Origin of the sequence: Coprobacter fastidiosus (assembly GCF_030296935.1) — a bacterium.
Lineage (GTDB): Bacteria > Bacteroidota > Bacteroidia > Bacteroidales > Coprobacteraceae > Coprobacter > Coprobacter fastidiosus.
Window position 1 is genome coordinate 958,175 of the sequence record NZ_AP028032.1, and the last position, 21,147, is coordinate 979,321.

The following is a 21,147-nucleotide window of genomic DNA, read 5'->3' on the forward strand; positions in this document are numbered from 1 at the left end:
ATTTAGGCAACCCTCAAAAATCATTCTATTTTTTCAATCATCAAATCAGGAAGGTTCTGGATAAAAGTAAAAATATCTCCCTCTTTATCGTTATCCCGAGTTTTAATTACCATACTGACACAATAAACCTGACGCTCCCCTTGAAATTCTTTACGGGCCGAATAATTCGTTATACGGCCTTCTGAATGAACTATCATATTGGTTATTTTCTGCAAATTTTCTTGCTGTCCGGTAGAAAACTGCACAAAAGAACTATGCAAACCGATACGTTTAAACAATACCGTCAACAGTTCTAATCCCAATAATGTAAAAAAGGTCGCCACAATTCCTACACCATACATTCCGCCACCAATTGCTAAACCTATGCCCGATGCAACCCATATTCCGGCAGCAGTAGTCAGTCCTCGCACAAACTGCCGCTGTATAATTATCGTGCCAGCCCCTATAAAACCTATACCTGTAACAACTTGAGCAGCCACACGACTCGGATCAAGGCTCATCGACGGCATTCCTAAGACATTCTGAAAACCATATTGAGATACAATCATAATAAGGGCACTGCCCAAAGAAACAAGAAAATGTGTCCTAAATCCGGCTTCCTTTGCCCGATACTCTCGCTCAAGTCCGATAATAGCACCAAGGATTCCAGCAACAAACAATCTTAATACAAATTCCCAGAACATAATAATCTCCCTTTTTAATTATCTATCGAAACTACAAATATAAACAAAACACGATAACCTTACAAAAGATAAATCGACAATACCTCCAGTCATTTTTCAATACAGAACATTCGATAAAAAAGTTTTCATATCCACAAATAAATTATTTATATTTGCTTATATAAAACAGTAAAACAAACAAACATGGATGACCGGGTAAAACTCAAAGTTATGGGTATTACATATAGCCAAATACAAAATGGAGCTTATGCTCTCGTACTGGCAGAAGAAAACGGAGACCGGCGTATTCCCATCATAATAGGTACTGCCGAAGCTCAGTCTATTGCCATACGACTCGAACATTTAACTCCTCCTCGTCCCATGACTCACGATCTGTTTGCCAGTTTCGCTCAAGGATTCGGAATTCGATTGCGTGAAGTTTTCGTCTATCACTATGAAGACGGAGTTTTCTCATCTGAATTGCTTTTCGATGACGGAACTCGCCAAATCAGAATAGATTCACGGACATCTGATGCTATTGCTATTGCTTTGCGTACCCAATCACCCATTTATACTACAGAAAAAATTATCAGCGAAGCCGGCATCATATTTCAGGAAGAACCCAAAGAAAAAAAGAAAGAAGAAACAAAAACAGTCAAACGTAAACATCTTAACGACTATTCGACAAAAGAGTTAAAAGAACGTTTGGAAGAAGCCGTCCGTATGGAAGCATACGAAAAAGCAGCCCTTATTCAACAAGAACTAAAAAAACGGGAACAGAAACAAGGTTAGTAATAAATATTTATTAGTTTTGTACGATAATTGTCCGCCTATACCGGAATAATCCCGGTTTACAAGACCGGATTTTTACCTGAAAAACAATTAACTACACTAAATTTCATAAAAAATAGTGCTATGAACGTGAAACTTCGCTTAATCATAATGAACTTCCTGCAATTCGCTGTTTGGGGGGCATACCTTACATCTATGGGAAGTTACCTCGTAAGTATTAACCAGGCATCACATATCGGAATGTATTATGCAATGCAGGGTATTGTATCCCTATTTATGCCTGCAATACTCGGTATCATTGCCGATCGTTGGATACCGGCACAGAAGCTATTGAGTCTAAGCCATTTTCTCGCTGCTTCATTCATGGCCGCAGCAGGATATTACGGAATGAGTTATGGAACAAATGTCGAATTTCCGGTTTTATTTACACTATATTCGCTAAGTGTAGCTTTTTATATGCCGACATTAGCCCTTTCCAACTCCGTTGCATATACCGCACTCGACAAAGCAAAATTGGACACTATAAAAAATTTCCCTCCCATCCGGATTTTCGGTACAATCGGCTTCATCTGCTCTATGTGGACAGTCGATCTTTTGGGATTGCAAGACACATACGGACAATTCTTTGCATGTGCCCTTATCGGTGTTGTATATGCATTATACGCTCTGACCCTGCCTGCTTGTCCGACAAGTAAAGGAGATAACACCAAATCATTGGTCGAGGCTTTAGGATTACGAGCATTTACTTTGTTCAAACAAAGGAAGATGGCAATCTTTTTCATTTTCTCGATGTTATTAGGGGTTTCATTGCAGATAACTAACGGGTTCGCAAACCCATATATCAGCAGTTTCGGTTCTATTCCCGAATATGCCGACACATTCGGCGTACAACATGCAAACATATTAATTTCACTATCTCAGATTTCAGAAACTTTGTGTATCTTATTGATACCATTTGTTCTGCGACGATTCGGGATTAAACGGGTAATGTTAATTGCCATGTTGGCATGGGTACTCCGGTTCGGACTATTCGGACTCGGAAATCCCGGAGACGGAGTATGGATGTTTATTCTCTCCATGATTGTTTACGGTGTCGCTTTCGACTTTTTCAACATATCAGGATCTTTATATGTCGATAAAGAAACCGATATATCGATCCGTTCCAGTGCACAAGGACTGTTTGTCATCATGACTAACGGATTCGGAGCGACAATAGGGACTCTCGGAGCTCAGGCCGTAGTAAATTATTTTGTAGATTTCAACAGCAATATTCCGCAAGTAAGCGAGTGGCAATCTGCTTGGTATGTTTTTGCCTCCTATGCTCTGCTCGTAGCAATTATATTTGCTATCGTATTTAAATATAAGCATAATCCAAAAGAATTTGAATAAAATCCTTTTCAACAAGGATAAATATTTAATAAATTTACCGGCAATATAAATTAATTCTTTTATATTGCCGGTATCAATAATATCTTATTCAATATGTATATAACTCCTGCACAAGGACTTACATTAACATCCGTACTACGAGGAATACTCGGAATATGCGTTCTGCTTTTTATCGCTTGGCTATTAAGCAAGGACCGAAAAAAAATAGACTGGAAAATTGTCGTTACAGGACTTTCTCTTCAGATTTTATTGGCATTCGGGATGCTATATATTCCCGCACTTCAAATTTTCTTTGAATTTCTTGGAAAAATATTTGTAAAAATTCTCGAATTTACCAGACAAGGGACAGCATTTCTTGCGGGAGGTTTACTCGACACATCCAAAGTCGGATACATTTTTATTTTTCAAGTACTCCCGACGCTCATTTTTTTCTCTGCGCTTATCAGTTTACTTTATTATCTAAACATTATACAGCGAATCGTACAAGGAGTCGGCTGGTGCATCCGTAAAATATTCCGACTGTCCGGATCAGAAGGGCTCACCGTAGCCGGAAATATATTTTTAGGCATGTGCGAAGCTCCTATATTGGTAAAACGGTATCTTCCTTTTATGAACCGATCCGAGATGTTTCTCGTAATGAGTGTCGGAATGGCGACAATATCCGGAGGTGTTATGGCGGCATATATCGGAATGTTGGGAGGTGATGATCCTACCGCACGTCTGCAATTTGCCAAATATCTCATTTCAGCTTCTGTTATGGCAGCACCGGGAGCTATCGTTTTTTCTAAAATTATAATTCCTCAAACCGAACCGCTTTCTCATATCGAAGTTTCTATTCCCCGAGATAAAGCAGGGAAAAACATACTGGACGCTATTTCAAACGGCGCTATAGAAGGGCTAAAACTTGCCGTAACGGTTGCCGCATTACTTCTTGTATTCATAGCTATGGTTGCTTTACTCAATTATCTGTTGGGAGACCTTATAGGACACTATACAGGTTTAAACCGATGGTTATCCGAAATGGCAGAGCATCCTGTTATATTTAATTTTCAGACTCTTATCGGATGGATATTTACCCCCATAGCATGGATCATGGGGGTTTGTAATGCCGACACCGGATATGTGGGAAGCTTACTGGGGACAAAAATCGTATTAAACGAATTTGTCGCCTATGCCGATCTGAACATACTGAAAAATGCAGGGACATTTATTCAAGAAAAATCGATAATTATAGCGACATTCGCATTGTGCGGTTTTGCTAACATCAGCTCTATCGGAATGCAAATCGGAGGTATAGGCGTATTAGCGCCCGACCAGCGAAAGACATTAACCCGATACGGATTTTTAGCTATGATATGCGGAACTTTAGCTTCTTGCATGTCTGCCACAATTGTTGGAATGATCATTGGATAATCATAAAAAAATACAACTCATGCACATATTTTATACTCCGGACATCAAATCCGTCAAAGAATTACCTGAAGAAGAATCCCAACATTGCATAAAGGTACTCCGACTCTCCGAAGGAACTGAAATTATGCTCACAGACGGAAAAGGCACATTTTATAAGGCAATTATCACACTCGCACATCACAAACGATGCGGTGTAAAAATCGTTGAAGAAATTCAAGCGCTAAGCCCCTGTCCCATTAAAATAGATATAGCCATTGCCCCTACTAAAAATATGGACAGAATCGAATGGTTTGCCGAAAAGTGTACCGAAATAGGTATAAATGCCATTACCCTGCTCCGCTGCCGTTTTTCGGAACGTAAAGAGGTGAAAACCGAACGGATCGAAAAAATATTGGTATCGGCAATGAAACAATCTATAAAAGCGACATTGCCTCAATTGAACGGCATGACGACGTTTAAGGAATTCGTGACTCGTCCTTTTGAGGGGCAAAAATTCATAGCACACTGTTATGAAAAAAGCGACAAGATTTTGTTAAAACAAAGATATATACCGGGAAATAATGCTCTTATACTGATCGGTCCGGAAGGAGATTTCAGCCCGGAAGAGGTAGAACTTGCAATCGAAAACGGATTTTTACCCATATCACTGGGGAATAGTCGTTTACGTACCGAGACAGCCGGAATTGTCGCCTGTCATACAATACATGTCATCAATCAATAATTTTCTTAAATTCTCATTTATTCCTCTATATTTGCACCATCAATTAATTTAACAGATATGTTACTGCAAACTGAAAAACTTAAACATACCGATTCTGGTCTTTTTTTCCTTTTAGCCGGACCTTGCGTTATCGAGGGCGAAAATATGGCTTTAAATATTGCTGAAACAATCGTAAAGATCACAGACCGTCTGCATATACCTTATGTTTTTAAAGGGTCATATCGTAAAGCGAACCGCTCGAGAATAGATTCTTTTACAGGTATAGGAGATGAAAAAGCATTGAAGATACTTCGAAAAGTGGGAGAAACTTTCAATATTCCGGTTGTTACCGATATACATTCGGCAGAAGAGGCTCGAATGGCAGCTGAATATGCAGATATACTGCAAATACCTGCTTTTTTGTCTCGACAAACCGATCTTTTAGTCGCTGCTGCAGAGACAGGTCGTGTCGTAAATATAAAGAAAGGGCAATTTTTATCTCCGGGAGCAATGAAATTTGCCGTTCAAAAAGTCATTGATGCCGGAAACAAAAAAGTTGCGATCACCGAAAGAGGAACGACATTCGGGTATCAAGATTTATTAGTAGATTTCCGAGGAATTCCTGAAATGAAATCATTCGGATATCCGGTCATTCTGGACGTCACACATTCTCTTCAACAACCTAATCAGACTTCAGGCGTTACCGGAGGAATGCCGCAACTGATCGAAACAATCGCCCGTGCCGGAATAGCAACCGGAGCAGACGGATTATTTATGGAAACTCATCCCGAACCGGAAAAAGCCAAATCTGACGGTGCAAATATGCTTCGTCTGGATTTATTAGAAGGGTTATTAGTGAGATTGACGGCTATTCGGGAAACAATCAATAAATTCGATAAATAAAAAGATAAATGCAGATAAAAAACAGAAGTACGGTAGCCGGAATCTTTTTCGGATATTTCATCATGGGACTGGTCGATATCGTCGGAATTTCCGCTAATTATGTAAAAGCAGATTTTTCGTTAAGCGATTCCGTATCTTCTTTCTTGCCATTAATCGCATTTATAAGTTTTGCCTTCCTCGCTGTTCCTTCCGGAATGCTAATGAACCGAATAGGACGAAAAAACAGTGTGCTGGCAAGTTTTATAATTACACTCATAGCTCTCTCGATCCCGATTACCGGTTATACATTCCCTGCCATGTTGACGACTTTTGCTTTGGTAGGGATAGGAAATACGGTCATGCAAACTTCCATCAACCCTCTTTTAGCGGATGTCGTTCCGGAAAACAAGCTTACAAGCAGTCTCACTTTAGGACAATTTTTCCGGTCTGTTTCTTCGGCAATAGGTCCTATTCTGGTAACTACAATTATGCTTCTGACCGGAAACTGGAAAAACACGTTTCCTATTTATGCCGTAATCACCGTAATCGGGATTCTATGGCTATATAAATCGCCCGTTACAGAACGGAATACCGACGACACAAAAAAAAGTTCTTATCTATCCATATTACAACTTCTAAAAGACAGACACATTTTGATCCTATTCTTAGCACTTTTTGCGTTTGTCGGCATCGACGTGGGTCTCAACGTCTATGTTCCGGATTTTCTTCAAACACGTTGCGGACTTCCTTTACAACAAGCGGGGTTAGGATCGAGTCTTTATTTTACAGCCCGAATTATAGGATCTCTAATCGGAGCAGTACTGTTACTGCGATATCGCTCAGAAAATATCTATCTCTATACAATGGCGACCGGAGTAATTATTTTCATTATAATGATGTTATTTCCCCAATTATATATTGCCTTGACTTCTATTTTTATTATCGGACTGGTATGTGCAAACGTATTCTCTATATTACTTTCCCTTGCTTTGCAATACCGTCCCGATAAAGCCAACGAAATATCAGGACTAATGATAATGGCCGTATCGGGTGGAGCAATAATTCCTTTAATCATCGGAATTATCAATGACCTAACCGGAGGATCAACAGGGATGTATGTTCTTTTGATTTGTCTGTTGTCTCTCCTTGCTTCTGCAATTTATTTATGTAAGTCCAAAAGCCTGCCTAAAAACTAACTGCGTTTTATTGACATCAATTTATCAAAATCAAATTCTCTAAAATCTGAAATTACAATATCTGCTTTATCTTCTATCCGGGAAAAAGGTAAAGTCGTAGAAAGTCCGACAACCGTCATACCCGCCGCACGCCCGGCAGCCAGTCCGGCTAAAGAATCTTCAAAGACATAACAATTTTGAATATCTGCATCCAATAGCTTCGCCGCCAATAAATAGCACTCAGGATCAGGTTTAGACCGAGATATCTGATTAGCGGTTACTATTACATCAAAATATGATTTAATATCAGGATGCTCACGATAAAGATTTGCCATTTTCACATCATTAGAACTTGTAACGATTGCCGTTTTTACATCATTTTTACGTAAGCAATTCAAAAAATCCAAGATACCCGGAATGTAATCGTATGACATATCGTGTTCCCATTTATCGAGATTTTCAACAATTTCTTGCTGAATTTCTTCTCTTCCGGAAAAATATTTCTCAAATATCTGACGCAATGTATTTCCCTTTACTTTATCACCGAAACGATCAGGATCAGATAAATACTTCACTCCCACATTATTCCAATATATGCTGTACTGAGATTCTGTATCAACTATTACTCCATCCAAATCAAATAGTGCGGCAATCGTACGATTCATTTTATCTTATCTTTTATTTGTTTAACGCTGCAAAATAAATAAAAGCATACTGACTACACAAATAATCACTACCTTTGCCACACTAAATAATTGTGAAATTATATGGCAAAATCAAATTCTCCCCTTATTTTGGGAACGCGGCCTATCGGAAAGCTTTTGCTGCAATATTCTATCCCTGCAATTATAGGGATGACTGTAACTTCTCTTTATAATATAATCGACAGCGTATTCATAGGGCATGGTGTCGGAGCTTTAGGAATAGCCGGGCTGGCAATAACTTTTCCTCTAATGAATCTTATTGTCGCATTCTGCGTACTGGTAGGTGTCGGCGGTGCTACGATCAGTTCTATTTATATGGGACAAAAAGATACGCAACGAGCGACATACGTCCTACACAATGTACTGTTAATGTTAATATTCAACGGTATTATGTTCGGACTCGTCACCCTATATTTTCTTGATCCGATTCTGTTATTTTTCGGGGCAAGTGCCGAGACTCTTCCCTATGCCAGAGATTTTATGGGAGTGCTTCTTCTCGGAACACCGATTACTTATGTATTTATCGGACTCAATAATATCATGAGGGCTACCGGATACCCCAAAAAAGCAATGATTTCCGCATTGTTTACAGTAGGAGCGAATATTATCATCGCTCCAATATTTATTTTTGTCTTGAAATGGGGTATCAAAGGCGCAGCTCTTGCCACAATCATTTCTCAGACTTGCGGAATGATCTGGGTACTCCATCATTTTCTGGATAAAAATAGTTTTATACACTTTCAAAAGGGTGCTTATGTGCTTAAAAAGCGAATTATCGTAAGTATTTTATCTATCGGTTTATCACCATTTCTAATGAATGTATGCGCCAGTGGCGTAGTGATTATCATAAACAACAGTTTATTGAGTCATGGAGGAGATTTAGCCATCGGTGCTTATGGTATAGTAAACCGCATGCTCACATTTTTCGTAATGATCGTTATGGGACTGACTCAAGGAATGCAGCCGATTATCGGATATAATTACGGGGCAGAACAGTATGACCGGGTAAAACAAACTCTTCGCTACGGAATCATCGCCGGGGTATGTATTACGACTTTCGGGTTTATTTTAGATGAAATTTTCCCACACGCCATAGTAGCTATGTTCACGACAAATGACGAGCTTACCGACATTGCAACTACCGGATTAAGAATATGTACAATTATGTTCCCTGTCGTAGGATGCCAGATCGTAATTACAAATTTTTTCCAATCTATCGGGAAATCACAAATTTCGATTTTACTTTCTCTTTCCCGACAATTGGTATTTCTTATTCCGTGTCTGTTGATTTTACCAATTCATCTCGGAACAAACGGAGTATGGGCAAGTATTCCTGTTGCCGACTCTATTGCTTTTATAATGGCAATCATCGCAATATGGATACATATCAAAAAAATACAAAAGAAAAATAGTTTTGTACACGAACCCGTCCAATAAGAACATACAAAAATATGGATTTTTCTCAAATTTGACCCGGACAAAATTAGACCGGCTCTAAAAAGCTGCTAAAACTTATTCAATTCTACACTATCGATTTTAATTCAAAATCAGGAAATATTCTTATCTTTGAATTATAAATAGTGATAAAGTGGATATACAGCAAATAGATACCGACAATCAAGAGTTTCAGAATGCCTTAAGCCTGATTCAATATACTTCGCAATCGGTATTCCTAACTGGAAAAGCCGGTACGGGAAAATCTACTTTTTTGCGATATATATGCGACCAAACAAATAAAAAGCATATCGTATTAGCTCCGACCGGCGTTGCCGCAATCAATGCCGGAGGCAGTACAATACATTCTTTTTTTAAAATGCCGTTTCGTCCTATTTTACCGGATGATCCTGATCTAAGTTTAACGGAAGGACGTATTTTTGAATTTTTAAAATATAGAAAATCGCATCGTAAGCTAATCAAAGAAGTCGAACTCATTATCATAGACGAAATATCTATGGTACGTGCCGATATGATCGATTTTATAGATCGTGTGCTTCGAATCTATTCCGGTAATATGCGTCTGCCTTTCGGAGGAAAACAGCTTTTGTTTGTAGGGGATATCTATCAACTCGAACCGGTAGTCACCCAAGATGCGCGAGACATATTGAATCGTTTCTATCCCAATTCTTATTTTTTCTCAGCACGAGTATTTAAAGAGGTAAGTCTTGTTCCTATCGAACTAAAAAAAGTGTATAGACAAACCGACATAACATTTGTAAATCTTCTCGACAGAATTCGTACCAACACAACAGACGATAACGATCTAAAAATACTCAATAGCCGATATAATCCTAATTTTATACCACAGCAGGAAGATTTTTCAATTACTCTGGCAACAAGAAGAGACAACGTCGATTACATTAATGACAAACATCTCGCAGATCTTGACGGAAAAGAATTTGTATTCAAGGGAGAAATAAAAGGCGATTTTCCCGAATCAAGTCTTCCTACATTAAAAGAGTTGATTCTCAAAGAGGGTGCACAAATAATTTTTATCAAAAACGACTATGACCATCGCTGGGTAAACGGTACTCTCGGAATTATCTCCTCGATTAGCGAAGACGGGAAAATATATGTATTGCTTGAAAACGGAGAAGAGCACGAAGTTGCGCGTGATTCATGGCGCAATATACGTTATTCGTATAATGAAAAAAAGAAAAGAATCGAGGAAGAAGAGCTAGGCTCTTTCATCCAATATCCCATGCGTCTGGCTTGGGCCATAACCGTACACAAAAGTCAGGGTCTCACGTTCAACCATGTCATTATAGATTTTAGCGGAGGCGCTTTTGCCGGAGGTCAAACTTATGTGGCACTAAGCCGTTGTACATCTCTTGACGGAATAATCTTGAAAAAAAGAATATCAAGAAGCGATATTTTTATAAAACCAGAAATCATCCACTTCAGCCAAAATTTCAACAATCCTCGCCTTATCGAACAATCAATGAAACTGGCACAAGCCGACAGGCTTTATCATACTGCAGCCAAACAATTCGACAAGGATGATTTTGACGGAAGTCTTACGGCTTTGTTCGAGGCTATACATCTCAGATATGATCTTGAAAAACCGGAAGTAAAGCGATTGATCCGAAAAAAATTAAGTGTTATCACAGAATTAAAAGAACGTATAAAAACTCTCGAACAACGAGATCATGAACGCCGGGAAACATTAAAAAAGTATGCATACGAATATTATTTACTCGGTAATGAGTGTATTACGAAGGCTCATGACACCAGGGCCGCTCTCGCTAATTTTGACAAGGCATTGGCTCTTGATCCGTTACTGCTCGACGCTTGGGTACGAAAAGGTGTTACCTTAATGGATGCTGATGATTTATCTGGAGCAGCACAATGTCTCAACGAAGCTGTACGGTTAAGTCCGTTATATTTTAAAGCTCTCTATAACAGAGGCAAACTACGATACAAACTTGAAGATTATGAAGGTGCATCAAGCGATTTTCTGAAAGCAGTAAAACTAAAGCCACAAAATGCGACTTTGCACGACCGGCTCGGAGATACATTTTCTAAACTCGGTGAAATAGAAACAGCCGGTCGTTTCTGGAGCATTGCAGAAGAAATAAGAGAAAGAAAACATAACAAATAAATCATTTGGGTATGAATACAAAAGTAAAAAAAGGTTTAAAAATTACCGGGATAGTCATAGGTACAATCTTGGTTATCATGCTCGTTCTCCCTTTTGCTTTTAAAGGCAAGATATTGGAGATAGTGAAAAAAGAGGCAAATAACATGCTGAACGCCAAGCTCGAATTTGCCGATCTGAACCTCAGTTTCTTTTCTCATTTTCCGAAAGCCTCTATCGAGTTGCAACAATTATCTCTTACGGGTATCGGTGATTTCGAGAAAGACACTCTCGTCTCTGCAAAGGAGATAGACATCGCCGTTAATATAATGAGTCTGTTCGGTGATAAAGGAATCGAAATAAACCATATCATTCTGGAAAAACCGCAGGTAAAAGCAGTCAAATTAGCGAATGGAAATGTAAACTGGGACATAATGAAACCAGACACAACAACGACTGTTGCAACAGACACGACTTCATCCAGCTCGTCTTTCGCTCTTAAATTAAAAAAATTCACCATAGAAGACGGACGTATTGCATACATAGATGACTCTTCTAAAATGGAATTCTATACTCAGAAACTGAACTTGAAACTATCGGGAGATATGAGTACCGAATCAACATCGATTGATTGTCACATGACAACCCAAAATATAGATTTTATATCAGGAGCTGTCCCTTATCTCAAAAACGCAGAATTTGAAATGGACATGAAAGTTCTGGCTGATTTGGTAAATAACAAATTCACATTTGATGAAAACAAACTTCGACTTAATGCAATCGAGTTGAATCTCGACGGCTGGATAGCACTTCTCGAAAATGATATGGACATGGATATACGTTTAAATAGTCCCAAAATAGAGTTCAAAGACATTCTTTCTCTCATTCCCGGCATTTATCAAAACAATTTCGAGTCATTAACTGCTAAAGGAGCATTAGACTTTAAAGCTGCAGCCAAAGGCAAAATGACCGGAGACCTATTACCACAATTTTCATTTTTATTAAACGTCAAAGACGGCATGATCAATTATGCCGGTATGCCCAAAGCGATTAACAATATCAACATCTATATTTCTGCAGAAAATCCAGGAGGCAATGCCGACTTAACTACTATCAATATAGATAATCTCAGTTTTAAAATGGCAGAAAACCCGTTCAAGCTGACATTAAACGCATCGACTCCCGTATCTGATCTGAATTTTAAAGCAACAGCAAATGGAACTCTGAATCTGGATATGATTAAAGAGGTATATCCTTTAGGAGACTCGATAAAACTAAGCGGAATACTGACGACCACATTAAGTTTTGCGGGTAAAATGTCGGATATTGAAAAAGAAAAATATCAAAATATACAAGGTGAAGGGAATATTTCTATAAGCAATATGAATTTTACATCTCCTGGAATCCCTGCCATAACATTAAAGAAAGCATCTGCAACGATCAGCCCCAAAGCTATGTCTTTAAATGAAATGGACGTAAATATCGGGAAAAACGATTTACAGGCAAAAGGCTCTTTATCTAACTACCTACCCTATTTTTTGAAAAATGAAACTTTAAAAGGCAACCTTTCTTTAAATTCTTCATATCTGAACTTAAATGATTTTATAAGTGACACTGAAGAGACAAGTACAGAAACCGAAGTAACAACAGACACGACAACCATGAGTGTTATAGAAGTTCCTAAAAATTTGGATTTGTCGCTTAAAGCAAACCTTAAAAAAGTCATTTTCCAAAAAATCGAAATCAATAATATCAACGGAAATCTATCTGTTTCAAATGGGGTCGTTCGAATGAATCCTCTAAATTTTAATGCCTTTGATGGATCTATATCAGCAACCGGATCATATAGTACCGCCGAGAATAAAAACCGGCCTATGGTAAATTTTGGACTGAATATCCAGAAAGCTTCTTTCGAAGAAACGTTCAAACAATTGGATATGATCCAAAAGATCGTCCCAATTTTTGCAAAAACAGGAGGTAACTACTCTGTAAATCTTGATTTAAAGACCCCTTTGGATAACACTATGAGCCCCGAATTAATGTCACTGACGGCTAAAGGGGTTCTACAATCCAATGATATTCATGTACAAAACCTCGAAGTTTTTGACAAGATTGCCACATTATTGAAAAATGATAAACTTAAAAACATCGAAGCTAAAGATATAAAAATACCATTTACAATCGAAAACGGACTATTAAAAACCGATCCTTTTAATATAAAAATGGGTAATATCAGTATGAATCTAAGCGGAACAACCGGTTTAGATCAGAGTATCGACTACACCGCAAAAATCGCACTTCCCGAATCTGCTACTGGCGGATATATCAGTAATGTAACGGCAACTATCGGAGGTACATTTTCAAAGCCCGAGATCAAACTCGACACTAAAGAAATGATCAACAATGCCGTAAAAACAGCCGTAAACAGTCAACTGACTAAACTTACCGGAAAGGATAAAGAAGAACGTATCGCCGCTTTAAGAGAACAAGCCGATGCAGCAGGAAAAAAATTAGTAGAAACTGCAGAGAAAGAAGGGCAAAAACTGATAGACAAAGCTCAAAAGCCTCTCGAAAAGATCGGTGCGAAAACTGCTGCTGCAGCATTGGTAAAAGAGGCACAGAAACAGGCAGATAAGTTAAAAGAAGAGGCCGAAAAGGCCATACAAAAAATAGAGGCTGAGTAAAACTCAGACAGGTTCTTAAATTTCATAGAAATCTTTTCAATACACCCTTCAGACATTTTCTTTATCTGGAGGGTGTATTATTTTCACACAAAACAACAGTTTTCTCAAACGAAGACCTTTTTAAATTATACTACATTATGTTTCAAGTGTTTAATTCTGAGTAAATTCTGTCATTCAGATAGATACAATTTGGCACTTTTTCTGACAAAACAGTCCCAAAAACAAATGGCACACACTTTGCAATTATTTAAGCGAATTTGAGTTACAAACCCGATTCAAAGAAATATAGATGTTTAATTAACGAATAGGAGATTATAACTATGATGCCTGTAAGAAAATCACAAAATTGGCTTCCGGGAATATTTAACGATTTCTTTGGAAACGAATGGATGGAAAAAGCAAATTCAACTTCTCCCGCCATAAATATTATCGAAAGTGAAAAAGATTATAAAGTAGAGATTGCTGCTCCGGGATTGACTAAAGACGATTTTTCGATTAGAATCGATGATGATAATCAGATCTCTGTTTCTATGGAGAAAAAAGAGGAACATAAAGATGAAAATAAAAACGGCCGGTATTTGCGCCGGGAATTTTCTTATACACAATTCCGTCAGAATATGATTCTGCCCGATAACATAGATAAAGATAAAATCGAAGCAAAAGTTGAAAACGGGATATTAACCATAGATATTCCTAAAAAAGAAATTATCCCCGAAAAACCGGCTGTTAGAAACATAGAAGTAAAATAAAACTTCTATATTAATCTTCATATTTATAGTGATCTTTTAAATTCAAATAATATGAAAAGTTCAGAAAAAAAACAGAAAGGTCAATTCTGTAAATCAAAGAAGAAATCAGAATATCAACTTGAAAAAGCTGAAGAGTCTCATGAAGGTAAACATAAAAAACATGAGTAAAACATAGGTATTACAAGTACAGAATCAGCCCGTCCAACTATTCATATAGTGAACGGGCTGTATTTTTATCGGATAATAGATCATCTTTGAGCCTCGAATCAAAGCCTATTTAATTATTAACCAAACGTTTAAAATGGGATGTAATTACTTTTCCCATATTTATGCGCGTACTATCGATTTGCCTTATTTGTACAGGAGAAACCATATTTTTATATTTTGCACGCGTTATCCGGAATTTAACTTTATCCAAATTACCATATAGATCAACTCCCGCCTTAAACGGTAAAGGAGATTTAAGTATAGAAACATGATAATTGAATGACATATCCAGATTCTGAGTACCTCCTACTGCTGCCCGATAACGATCTATTTCTACAACAAAAGGATAAACTTTTACTGCTCCATTATCAACTGTTATATTTACGGATATGCTATCAAACATATTTTCCTTTTTATTTTTAAACATCAATATTTTCGCAAGTCTCCTGAAAGTATCCCCATCCAATAAAACCAAACTATCCCCTTTAATATGCACTGCAGCTCGCAAAGAAGGGATACGTATGTTCATCAGAGAATCAAGACGCGATTCTGCCGCTATATTAAAATTGACAAGACCTTTAAAAGATCTCAGCATCGGAACGATCGTATCCAGTTCAGGAATAAATGTTACCAATTTCCCTATATTGATTTTATAAATATCAAAATTAAAGCCGGCATATCCGTCTATAGAAGAGTCTCCTTTATAAAGCAAGGAAGTTCTCATCATGGCATCTAAAGCTTTCATACTCAAATTCTCAAGGTTTATCATTTGATCCTTTATCTGCACTTTTCCCCGAACATTTTCGAAGATCATGTGATTATAACGGACTCTCCCTATATTCGTTTCAAACTCCAGATCAACATTTTTAGGGACAATAAACAAACGGGCTTTATCTGTCGATACAGAAGATATTGTATCTGTTTCAACCGCATTTTCGTCCATATTCTCAAGGCCGGACAATGCCTCTATAAGCTGATTACAATTAATCCGTTTCGATACGACCTTTAACCGGGCGGTTAATAATTCATTCTTCATTATTGCTTTTGACAAATTAGAAACCGAACCTGTTGCCGTTATATCAGAATGTCCGATACGAACTTTTGCTTGTCTCAACGCTACGGTATTTCTTTCAAACGCAACTTCTGTTTTTTGCATGCGAATAGGCAGGCCAAATTCGGGAGTTGAAAAAAACAAACGGTTAAAACCAATCGTACCTTTCGGATGCCACAATGAATCACGTCCTTGAAATGTCGATATTTTAAAACCTGCCAAATCCATTCCTATACGGGTCTCATTTGCTTTCATAAAAAGAGAGTCAGTACGCAGATATAGATCAAACACAGGCTTTTTCACATTCATTTTAGAGGGTCTTACTCCAACAGACGCCTCTGTCTTTTGACTATATGCCCGAATCGTATCGCCAATTATCACCTTAGCTTCTTCCAATGCGAATTTACAGTCCAAAGGTATGACTTTCGTGGTATCTATCTCGGTTACAGGGGTCGATACTGACGCAGACATCTGTTTTACCTGAGCCGACCCCATTCGACTTTTTAAAATAAGATCATAAATCTTTGCCCCTACGGCCAAAGAACTATCTCCGATAAAGCCTAATTTAGCATTACCTTTAAAATTAAAATCTTTATTGGAATCTTTAAACAGTACATTCTCAATCGCCACATTTCCTTTTATCTGTAAACGCCCCAAATCTTTTTCTTTTACAGCACTTAATCTGCCTTTAAATTTTAAATCGGCAGAAACTTTTCCTCCCATTTCAACACCATCCTGCAGCGGAAAAGTCTTTGCTAAAGCTGAAAAATTTACTTTTGCATGAGTATTAAAAGTTATCAACGGATCTCCCATCAAATCATCTATACGACCATCTGCCAATACATCAGTTTCCGCTCCTTGAAAACGAAATATTTTCATATTCAGATAAGACGGCTTTTTTTTCATCACATCTAAATAACAACTTAGATCGGCCGTTAAATTATCGATTCCATAAGGCATTCCTTTATAATGGGCAGAAGCTTGCTGAATCTTCATAAGCATTGTCAATACCGGTACTTGCTTATCTCCGTACGCACCTTTAAGCGAACCCGACAGTTCTACATCTCCGGCTGCAGTAACAGCACTTTTTTTGATAACCGATGCCGGAAGCATATTCAATACAGTAGCAACATCCGGAGTCTTAAGTTTATATGACAAATCAACATCTATAATTTTTGCAATTGTATCTCTATGCAATGAACCGCCAACGTCAAAAGATATTCCATTTAGATTGACCGATGAACGTTCTATATTACAAAATAAGGTTTTTCGATTCAGAGAAAGGTCTGTATCAAATTCAAAAGCGATCCTGTTCGCCAACAATTCTCCATCCTGCCAAAAAAGAATATTCTTACAAGAGGTTTTCATTCTCAAATCGGCTATATCTTCAGACAAGAACGCTTTTAGATCAAGATTAAGGCTATCTATCCGGCTGTACATCTGTGTACTGCGATCATCAAAAATCAATGATACATCTTTAAATTTGACACGATTGATATTTATACTGCTATTAAAACCCGAAGAAACCGTATCGGCATTTTGTTGCACGGCAGAAGCATCAGCTCGCATAATATTCCAATTCGGATTTCCAACACTGTCAATAAACGCATAAATCGTAGCATCATCAAAAACGAATTTTCTCAGCTCGACCCGGTTATTTTGAAAATATAAAAGCGGATTTACTGAAACTGCACATTTTTTAAATTGCAACAAAGTATCACTTTTCTGCCATAATGTATCTTTGAAGACTTTAGAGACTAATCTCCCATCGGATATTTTCAACTCGAAATCAGGAAACGATGAAAAAAAAGTCAACTCCACGCTTCCAATTTCAACTTGAGCGTTTAGAGTTCTATTCGCAACTTGATTAACAACCGGAGTAAGCTTTTCCGGAGTAAACACAAAATTCACGGCTACCGCAATAGCCGATAATACGATAACAATTAATGAGAGCATAGAGATAAACGTTATCTTCAATGCCCTCTTCAAATTCTTGCTCATAACCTTATCTTCATACTTTTGAGTACAAATATAAGGTTTTTATTTTCTGTTATAGGCCTTGTCCAAGAGATAATCTATCGAACATTTTCCCGGACCGGCTAATAAAAGCGTTATAAAAATTCCCAAATACATCAACGGAAGTTCGGATGTAGCCAAAGCGAATGTAGGGAATGTCAAAAAAGCAGCGACAATCATCGAGAAAATCAACGGGATTAAAGCTAATCGGGTAAGAAAGCCGACCATGACTAAAATAGAAGCTCCTACTTCGACTAAAATGATCAAAGGCAAAGTCAACGTTCCCAAACCTATCGGATCGGGAAAAGTATCGACTAATGTATCGAAATTTTCAATTTTAGCAATTCCATGAGTCAACATTAATATCCCGACAAACAACCGTAAAAAAAGCCTTGCTGCATTGGAACAGCACTCCGACAATAAAAAAGTCAGAGTCATTTGTATAAATTTATTTGATTTCACACTTGAAGAAGATTCCTTTTCCATATCCTAAATTATTTAAGTTTGATATATTAAAAACTATAATTCAATAACATTTCTTCAAGTAAAAAGTTTTATAAAAATTATAATTTACAATTCTTTTCTTTTGTTCCCGTCTTTCTTAGGTGTTTTCCGGTAAAAAGTCCGTTTCCCCTGACTTCTTCCTCCAGCCGAACGAGAATTATTATGTCTCCCTCTTCTGCGGTGTCCTCGGGAAAGCTGTTCCACATCATATCCCGGAGCTTCGCCTAACCCCTCAGGAATAGGGTTTTTAAAGATATCTTTATCAATAAACTTTTCTATCCTGAAAAACTTATCCCGTTCTATATCAGATATAAAAGTAATAGCTTCCCCTTCAGCACTTGCACGTGCCGTACGTCCGATACGATGAATATAGTCTTCAGGATCATGAGGTACATCAAAATTGATAACCAAACCGATATCTGTAATATCAATGCCTCTGGCCACAATATCCGTTGCAACCAAAACATCAACCTTACCGTTTTTAAAATCAAGCATTACCTCTTCCCGTTGAGACTGTTCAAGATCAGAATGCATAGCCCGGACATTGTACTTCATTCGCCTAAGTTTCGTCGTAAGTTCCTTAACCTTCTGTTTCGAAGAAGAGAATATAATAGTCTTACCCTCAATTTTCTTAGAAAAAACAGCTTCTATGATCGCCATTTTCTGGTTTTCATAACAAACATACGCCGACTGCCTTATCGCCTCATTAGGTTTTGAAACCGCTATATTAATTTCTGCAGGATTATGTAATATATTTTTAGCAAGCTGTCTTATTTTAGGAGGCATAGTTGCAGAAAATAAAATTGTCTGCCGCTTCTTCGGAAGGTGATTACATATCTGCATAATATCGTCATAAAATCCCATATCCAGCATCCTGTCAGCTTCGTCAAGAATAAGATATTCCACAAAAGGCAACTTCACTCCGCTATTTACCAAATGAGATATAAGCCGCCCCGGTGTAGCGATTACCACATCAGCCCCCATAAGCAATCCTCGTTTCTGTTGATCCCATTGCGCCCCGTCGCCACCTCCGGACACGACAAAAGTCGAAATAGGCAAAAAATAAGAAAAACCCTCAAACTGCATATCTATTTGTTGTGCCAATTCTCTTGTCGGCGCTATGATCACAGCCCTTACGGCATCATCACCGTTCTTATTTTTAGTAAGTAAATTCAACAAAGGAAGTATATATGCGGCAGTCTTACCCGTTCCCGTCTGAGCACAAGCGATCAAATCTCTTCCCTCCAAAATTACAGGTATGGCAAGTTCCTGCACCGGAGTCGTTTCTTTAAAATTCATTGCACTCAAACCTTCCAGAACTTCCGGTCCTAGATTTAATTCATCAAATCTCATATAATTCTACTACTTTTCAAAAAAAACTACTCACGATAACCAAAGCCCATTTATCAGCCGGATCTTATCAATAAAATAGTTTGAACAAAGATAGTCATAAAAAATGAAAGATCGGTAATCAAATAAATTAAGACTTACGTCTTTTTCCGGTCTTTTTTCTCGTTTTCAATCGACAGATATATCTCTTGCCCTTCTCATAAAACAGAAAAAGCATCCTCAAACGAAACTCCCAAATCTCGGGTAAAATTCAGATGAGCTCTAAAGCTCAAGAATTACTCTGTTACAATTGCCAAACTTTCCCATAAATCTACCAATTAACTTTGCTGTCTATATTCATTTGGCGTGCAACCTACACACTTTTTAAATAAACGACTGAAATGCTGTGGATACTGAAAACCTAAACCGTACGCAATTTCACTTATCGTCTTATCCGTATCTAAAATCCGTTCTTTTGCCATATTTATCAGCTCGAGTTGAATATATTCTTGTGCCGTTTTTCCGGTTTCTCGCTTTATCAAATCACCGAAATAATTAGGAGACAAGCACAACCGGTCGGCACAATATTTCACAGAAGGTAATCCTATACTACGAGGTTTATCTGTATGGAAATAGTCATTCAGAATGTCCTCAAATTTCATAAGTACATCTTTATTGACATTAGTCCGTGTTACAAATTGACGCTCATAAAAACGAATGCAATAATCTAACAACAACTCGATATTTCTTGAAATTAAAGTTTTACTATGCTTGTCTACACCATGTCGAAGTTCATGCTCTATATTATGCAAACAATCATATACGATCTGTCTTTCTTGATCCGATAAATGAAGCGCTTCATTCACTTCATAAGAAAAAAACGTATAATTTTTGATATTTCTACCAAGAGATGTTCCTCTTATTAAATCAGGATGAAAAGTCAAAGCCCACCCCTTAGGCTGAATAATCTCCCCATTATCTTCGACACCGATTATCTGACCCGGAGCAAGGAAAACAAGAGTCCCCTCTTGATAATCATAATATTGTCTGCCATATATCAAATCTCCGCACTTCACTTCTTTCAAAAAGATCGTATAAAAACCAAAACTCATTCGAGCATGACGCACAGGCTTTGCCTTTGACATATCTATCACACTAACTAACGGATGCAAAGTTTCGATCCCCATACGAGAATTATACTGATCGACCGTCTCTATCTTTAAAATATTATCTTTCATAGCTTTGCTGTTTTGGATTAATGCAAAGTTAACACTTTTATCGATACTATAATCTGTACTTTTTCAAATCCGTAATAA

16 protein-coding genes are annotated in these 21,147 nt (G+C 37.7%); 10 read left to right on the forward strand and 6 right to left on the reverse strand.

What is annotated here, in order from left to right:
* Window positions 1-20 precede the first annotated feature (20 nt).
* Window positions 21-683, reverse strand: coding sequence for an MgtC/SapB family protein (locus QUE35_RS03900; RefSeq protein ID WP_022600949.1), 663 nt, complete (start codon window positions 681-683; stop codon window positions 21-23).
* Between the two features lie 183 nt (window positions 684-866).
* Here QUE35_RS03900 and QUE35_RS03905 point away from each other — a divergent pair, with 183 nt between their 5' ends.
* From QUE35_RS03905 to QUE35_RS03930, 6 genes are all read left to right on the forward strand, one after another.
* Window positions 867-1,454 carry a bifunctional nuclease family protein gene (locus tag QUE35_RS03905; protein WP_022390440.1) on the forward strand — a complete coding sequence of 196 codons (588 nt, stop codon included), beginning with the start codon at window positions 867-869 and terminating at the stop codon, window positions 1,452-1,454.
* A 123-nt stretch (window positions 1,455-1,577) separates the two neighbouring features.
* Window positions 1,578-2,843: an MFS transporter gene (locus QUE35_RS03910; protein WP_031258488.1), complete on the forward strand. Its 1,266-nt coding sequence runs from the start codon at window positions 1,578-1,580 to the stop codon at window positions 2,841-2,843.
* Between the two features lie 93 nt (window positions 2,844-2,936).
* Entirely contained in the window at window positions 2,937-4,256 is a 1,320-nt protein-coding gene (locus tag QUE35_RS03915) for a NupC/NupG family nucleoside CNT transporter (protein ID WP_022600947.1), read from the forward strand.
* 19 nt (window positions 4,257-4,275) lie between these two features.
* The gene (locus QUE35_RS03920) at window positions 4,276-4,977 is read left to right on the forward strand and encodes a 16S rRNA (uracil(1498)-N(3))-methyltransferase (protein ID WP_031258486.1); all 702 of its coding nucleotides are present in this window, start codon (window positions 4,276-4,278) and stop codon (window positions 4,975-4,977) included.
* Between the two features lie 57 nt (window positions 4,978-5,034).
* Window positions 5,035-5,859, forward strand: a complete 825-nt coding sequence (kdsA, locus tag QUE35_RS03925; RefSeq protein ID WP_022390436.1) for a 3-deoxy-8-phosphooctulonate synthase — start codon at window positions 5,035-5,037, stop codon at window positions 5,857-5,859.
* A gap of 8 nt (window positions 5,860-5,867) precedes the next feature.
* The gene (locus tag QUE35_RS03930; protein ID WP_022600945.1) at window positions 5,868-7,034 is read left to right on the forward strand and encodes an MFS transporter; all 1,167 of its coding nucleotides are present in this window, start codon (window positions 5,868-5,870) and stop codon (window positions 7,032-7,034) included.
* On the opposite strand, the gene QUE35_RS03935 is transcribed toward QUE35_RS03930, so the two are convergent.
* Complete coding sequence (locus QUE35_RS03935; protein ID WP_022600944.1) at window positions 7,031-7,678, reverse strand: HAD family hydrolase; 648 nt, start codon at window positions 7,676-7,678, stop codon at window positions 7,031-7,033. The two genes, QUE35_RS03930 and QUE35_RS03935, sit on opposite strands and share 4 nt — an antisense overlap.
* 102 nt (window positions 7,679-7,780) lie before the next feature.
* Between QUE35_RS03935 and QUE35_RS03940 the strand changes: the two genes are divergently transcribed.
* The 4 genes from QUE35_RS03940 (at window position 7,781) to QUE35_RS03955 (ending at window position 14,724) form a co-directional block, all read left to right on the forward strand.
* On the forward strand, window positions 7,781-9,154 hold the full coding sequence (locus QUE35_RS03940; RefSeq protein ID WP_022600943.1) for an MATE family efflux transporter: 1,374 nt from the start codon (window positions 7,781-7,783) through the stop codon (window positions 9,152-9,154).
* Between the two features lie 151 nt (window positions 9,155-9,305).
* Complete coding sequence (locus tag QUE35_RS03945) at window positions 9,306-11,315, forward strand: tetratricopeptide repeat protein (protein ID WP_022600942.1); 2,010 nt, start codon at window positions 9,306-9,308, stop codon at window positions 11,313-11,315.
* Between the two features lie 11 nt (window positions 11,316-11,326).
* The gene (locus tag QUE35_RS03950; protein WP_022600941.1) at window positions 11,327-13,975 is read left to right on the forward strand and encodes an AsmA family protein; all 2,649 of its coding nucleotides are present in this window, start codon (window positions 11,327-11,329) and stop codon (window positions 13,973-13,975) included.
* Window positions 13,976-14,295: 320 nt separating this feature from the next.
* Complete coding sequence (locus QUE35_RS03955; protein ID WP_022600940.1) at window positions 14,296-14,724, forward strand: Hsp20/alpha crystallin family protein; 429 nt, start codon at window positions 14,296-14,298, stop codon at window positions 14,722-14,724.
* A 277-nt stretch (window positions 14,725-15,001) separates the two neighbouring features.
* Here QUE35_RS03955 and QUE35_RS03960 read toward each other — a convergent pair whose 3' ends face one another.
* The 4 genes from QUE35_RS03960 to QUE35_RS03975 form a co-directional block, all read right to left on the reverse strand.
* The gene (locus tag QUE35_RS03960; protein ID WP_022600939.1) at window positions 15,002-17,983 is read right to left on the reverse strand and encodes an AsmA family protein; all 2,982 of its coding nucleotides are present in this window, start codon (window positions 17,981-17,983) and stop codon (window positions 15,002-15,004) included.
* A gap of 39 nt (window positions 17,984-18,022) precedes the next feature.
* Window positions 18,023-18,484: a DoxX family protein gene (locus tag QUE35_RS03965; RefSeq protein WP_022600938.1), complete on the reverse strand. Its 462-nt coding sequence runs from the start codon at window positions 18,482-18,484 to the stop codon at window positions 18,023-18,025.
* 84 nt (window positions 18,485-18,568) lie between these two features.
* Window positions 18,569-19,855: a DEAD/DEAH box helicase gene (locus QUE35_RS03970; RefSeq protein ID WP_022600937.1), complete on the reverse strand. Its 1,287-nt coding sequence runs from the start codon at window positions 19,853-19,855 to the stop codon at window positions 18,569-18,571.
* Between the two features lie 314 nt (window positions 19,856-20,169).
* The gene (locus QUE35_RS03975; RefSeq protein WP_009319283.1) at window positions 20,170-21,069 is read right to left on the reverse strand and encodes a helix-turn-helix domain-containing protein; all 900 of its coding nucleotides are present in this window, start codon (window positions 21,067-21,069) and stop codon (window positions 20,170-20,172) included.
* Between the last annotated feature and the right edge of the window lie 78 nt (window positions 21,070-21,147).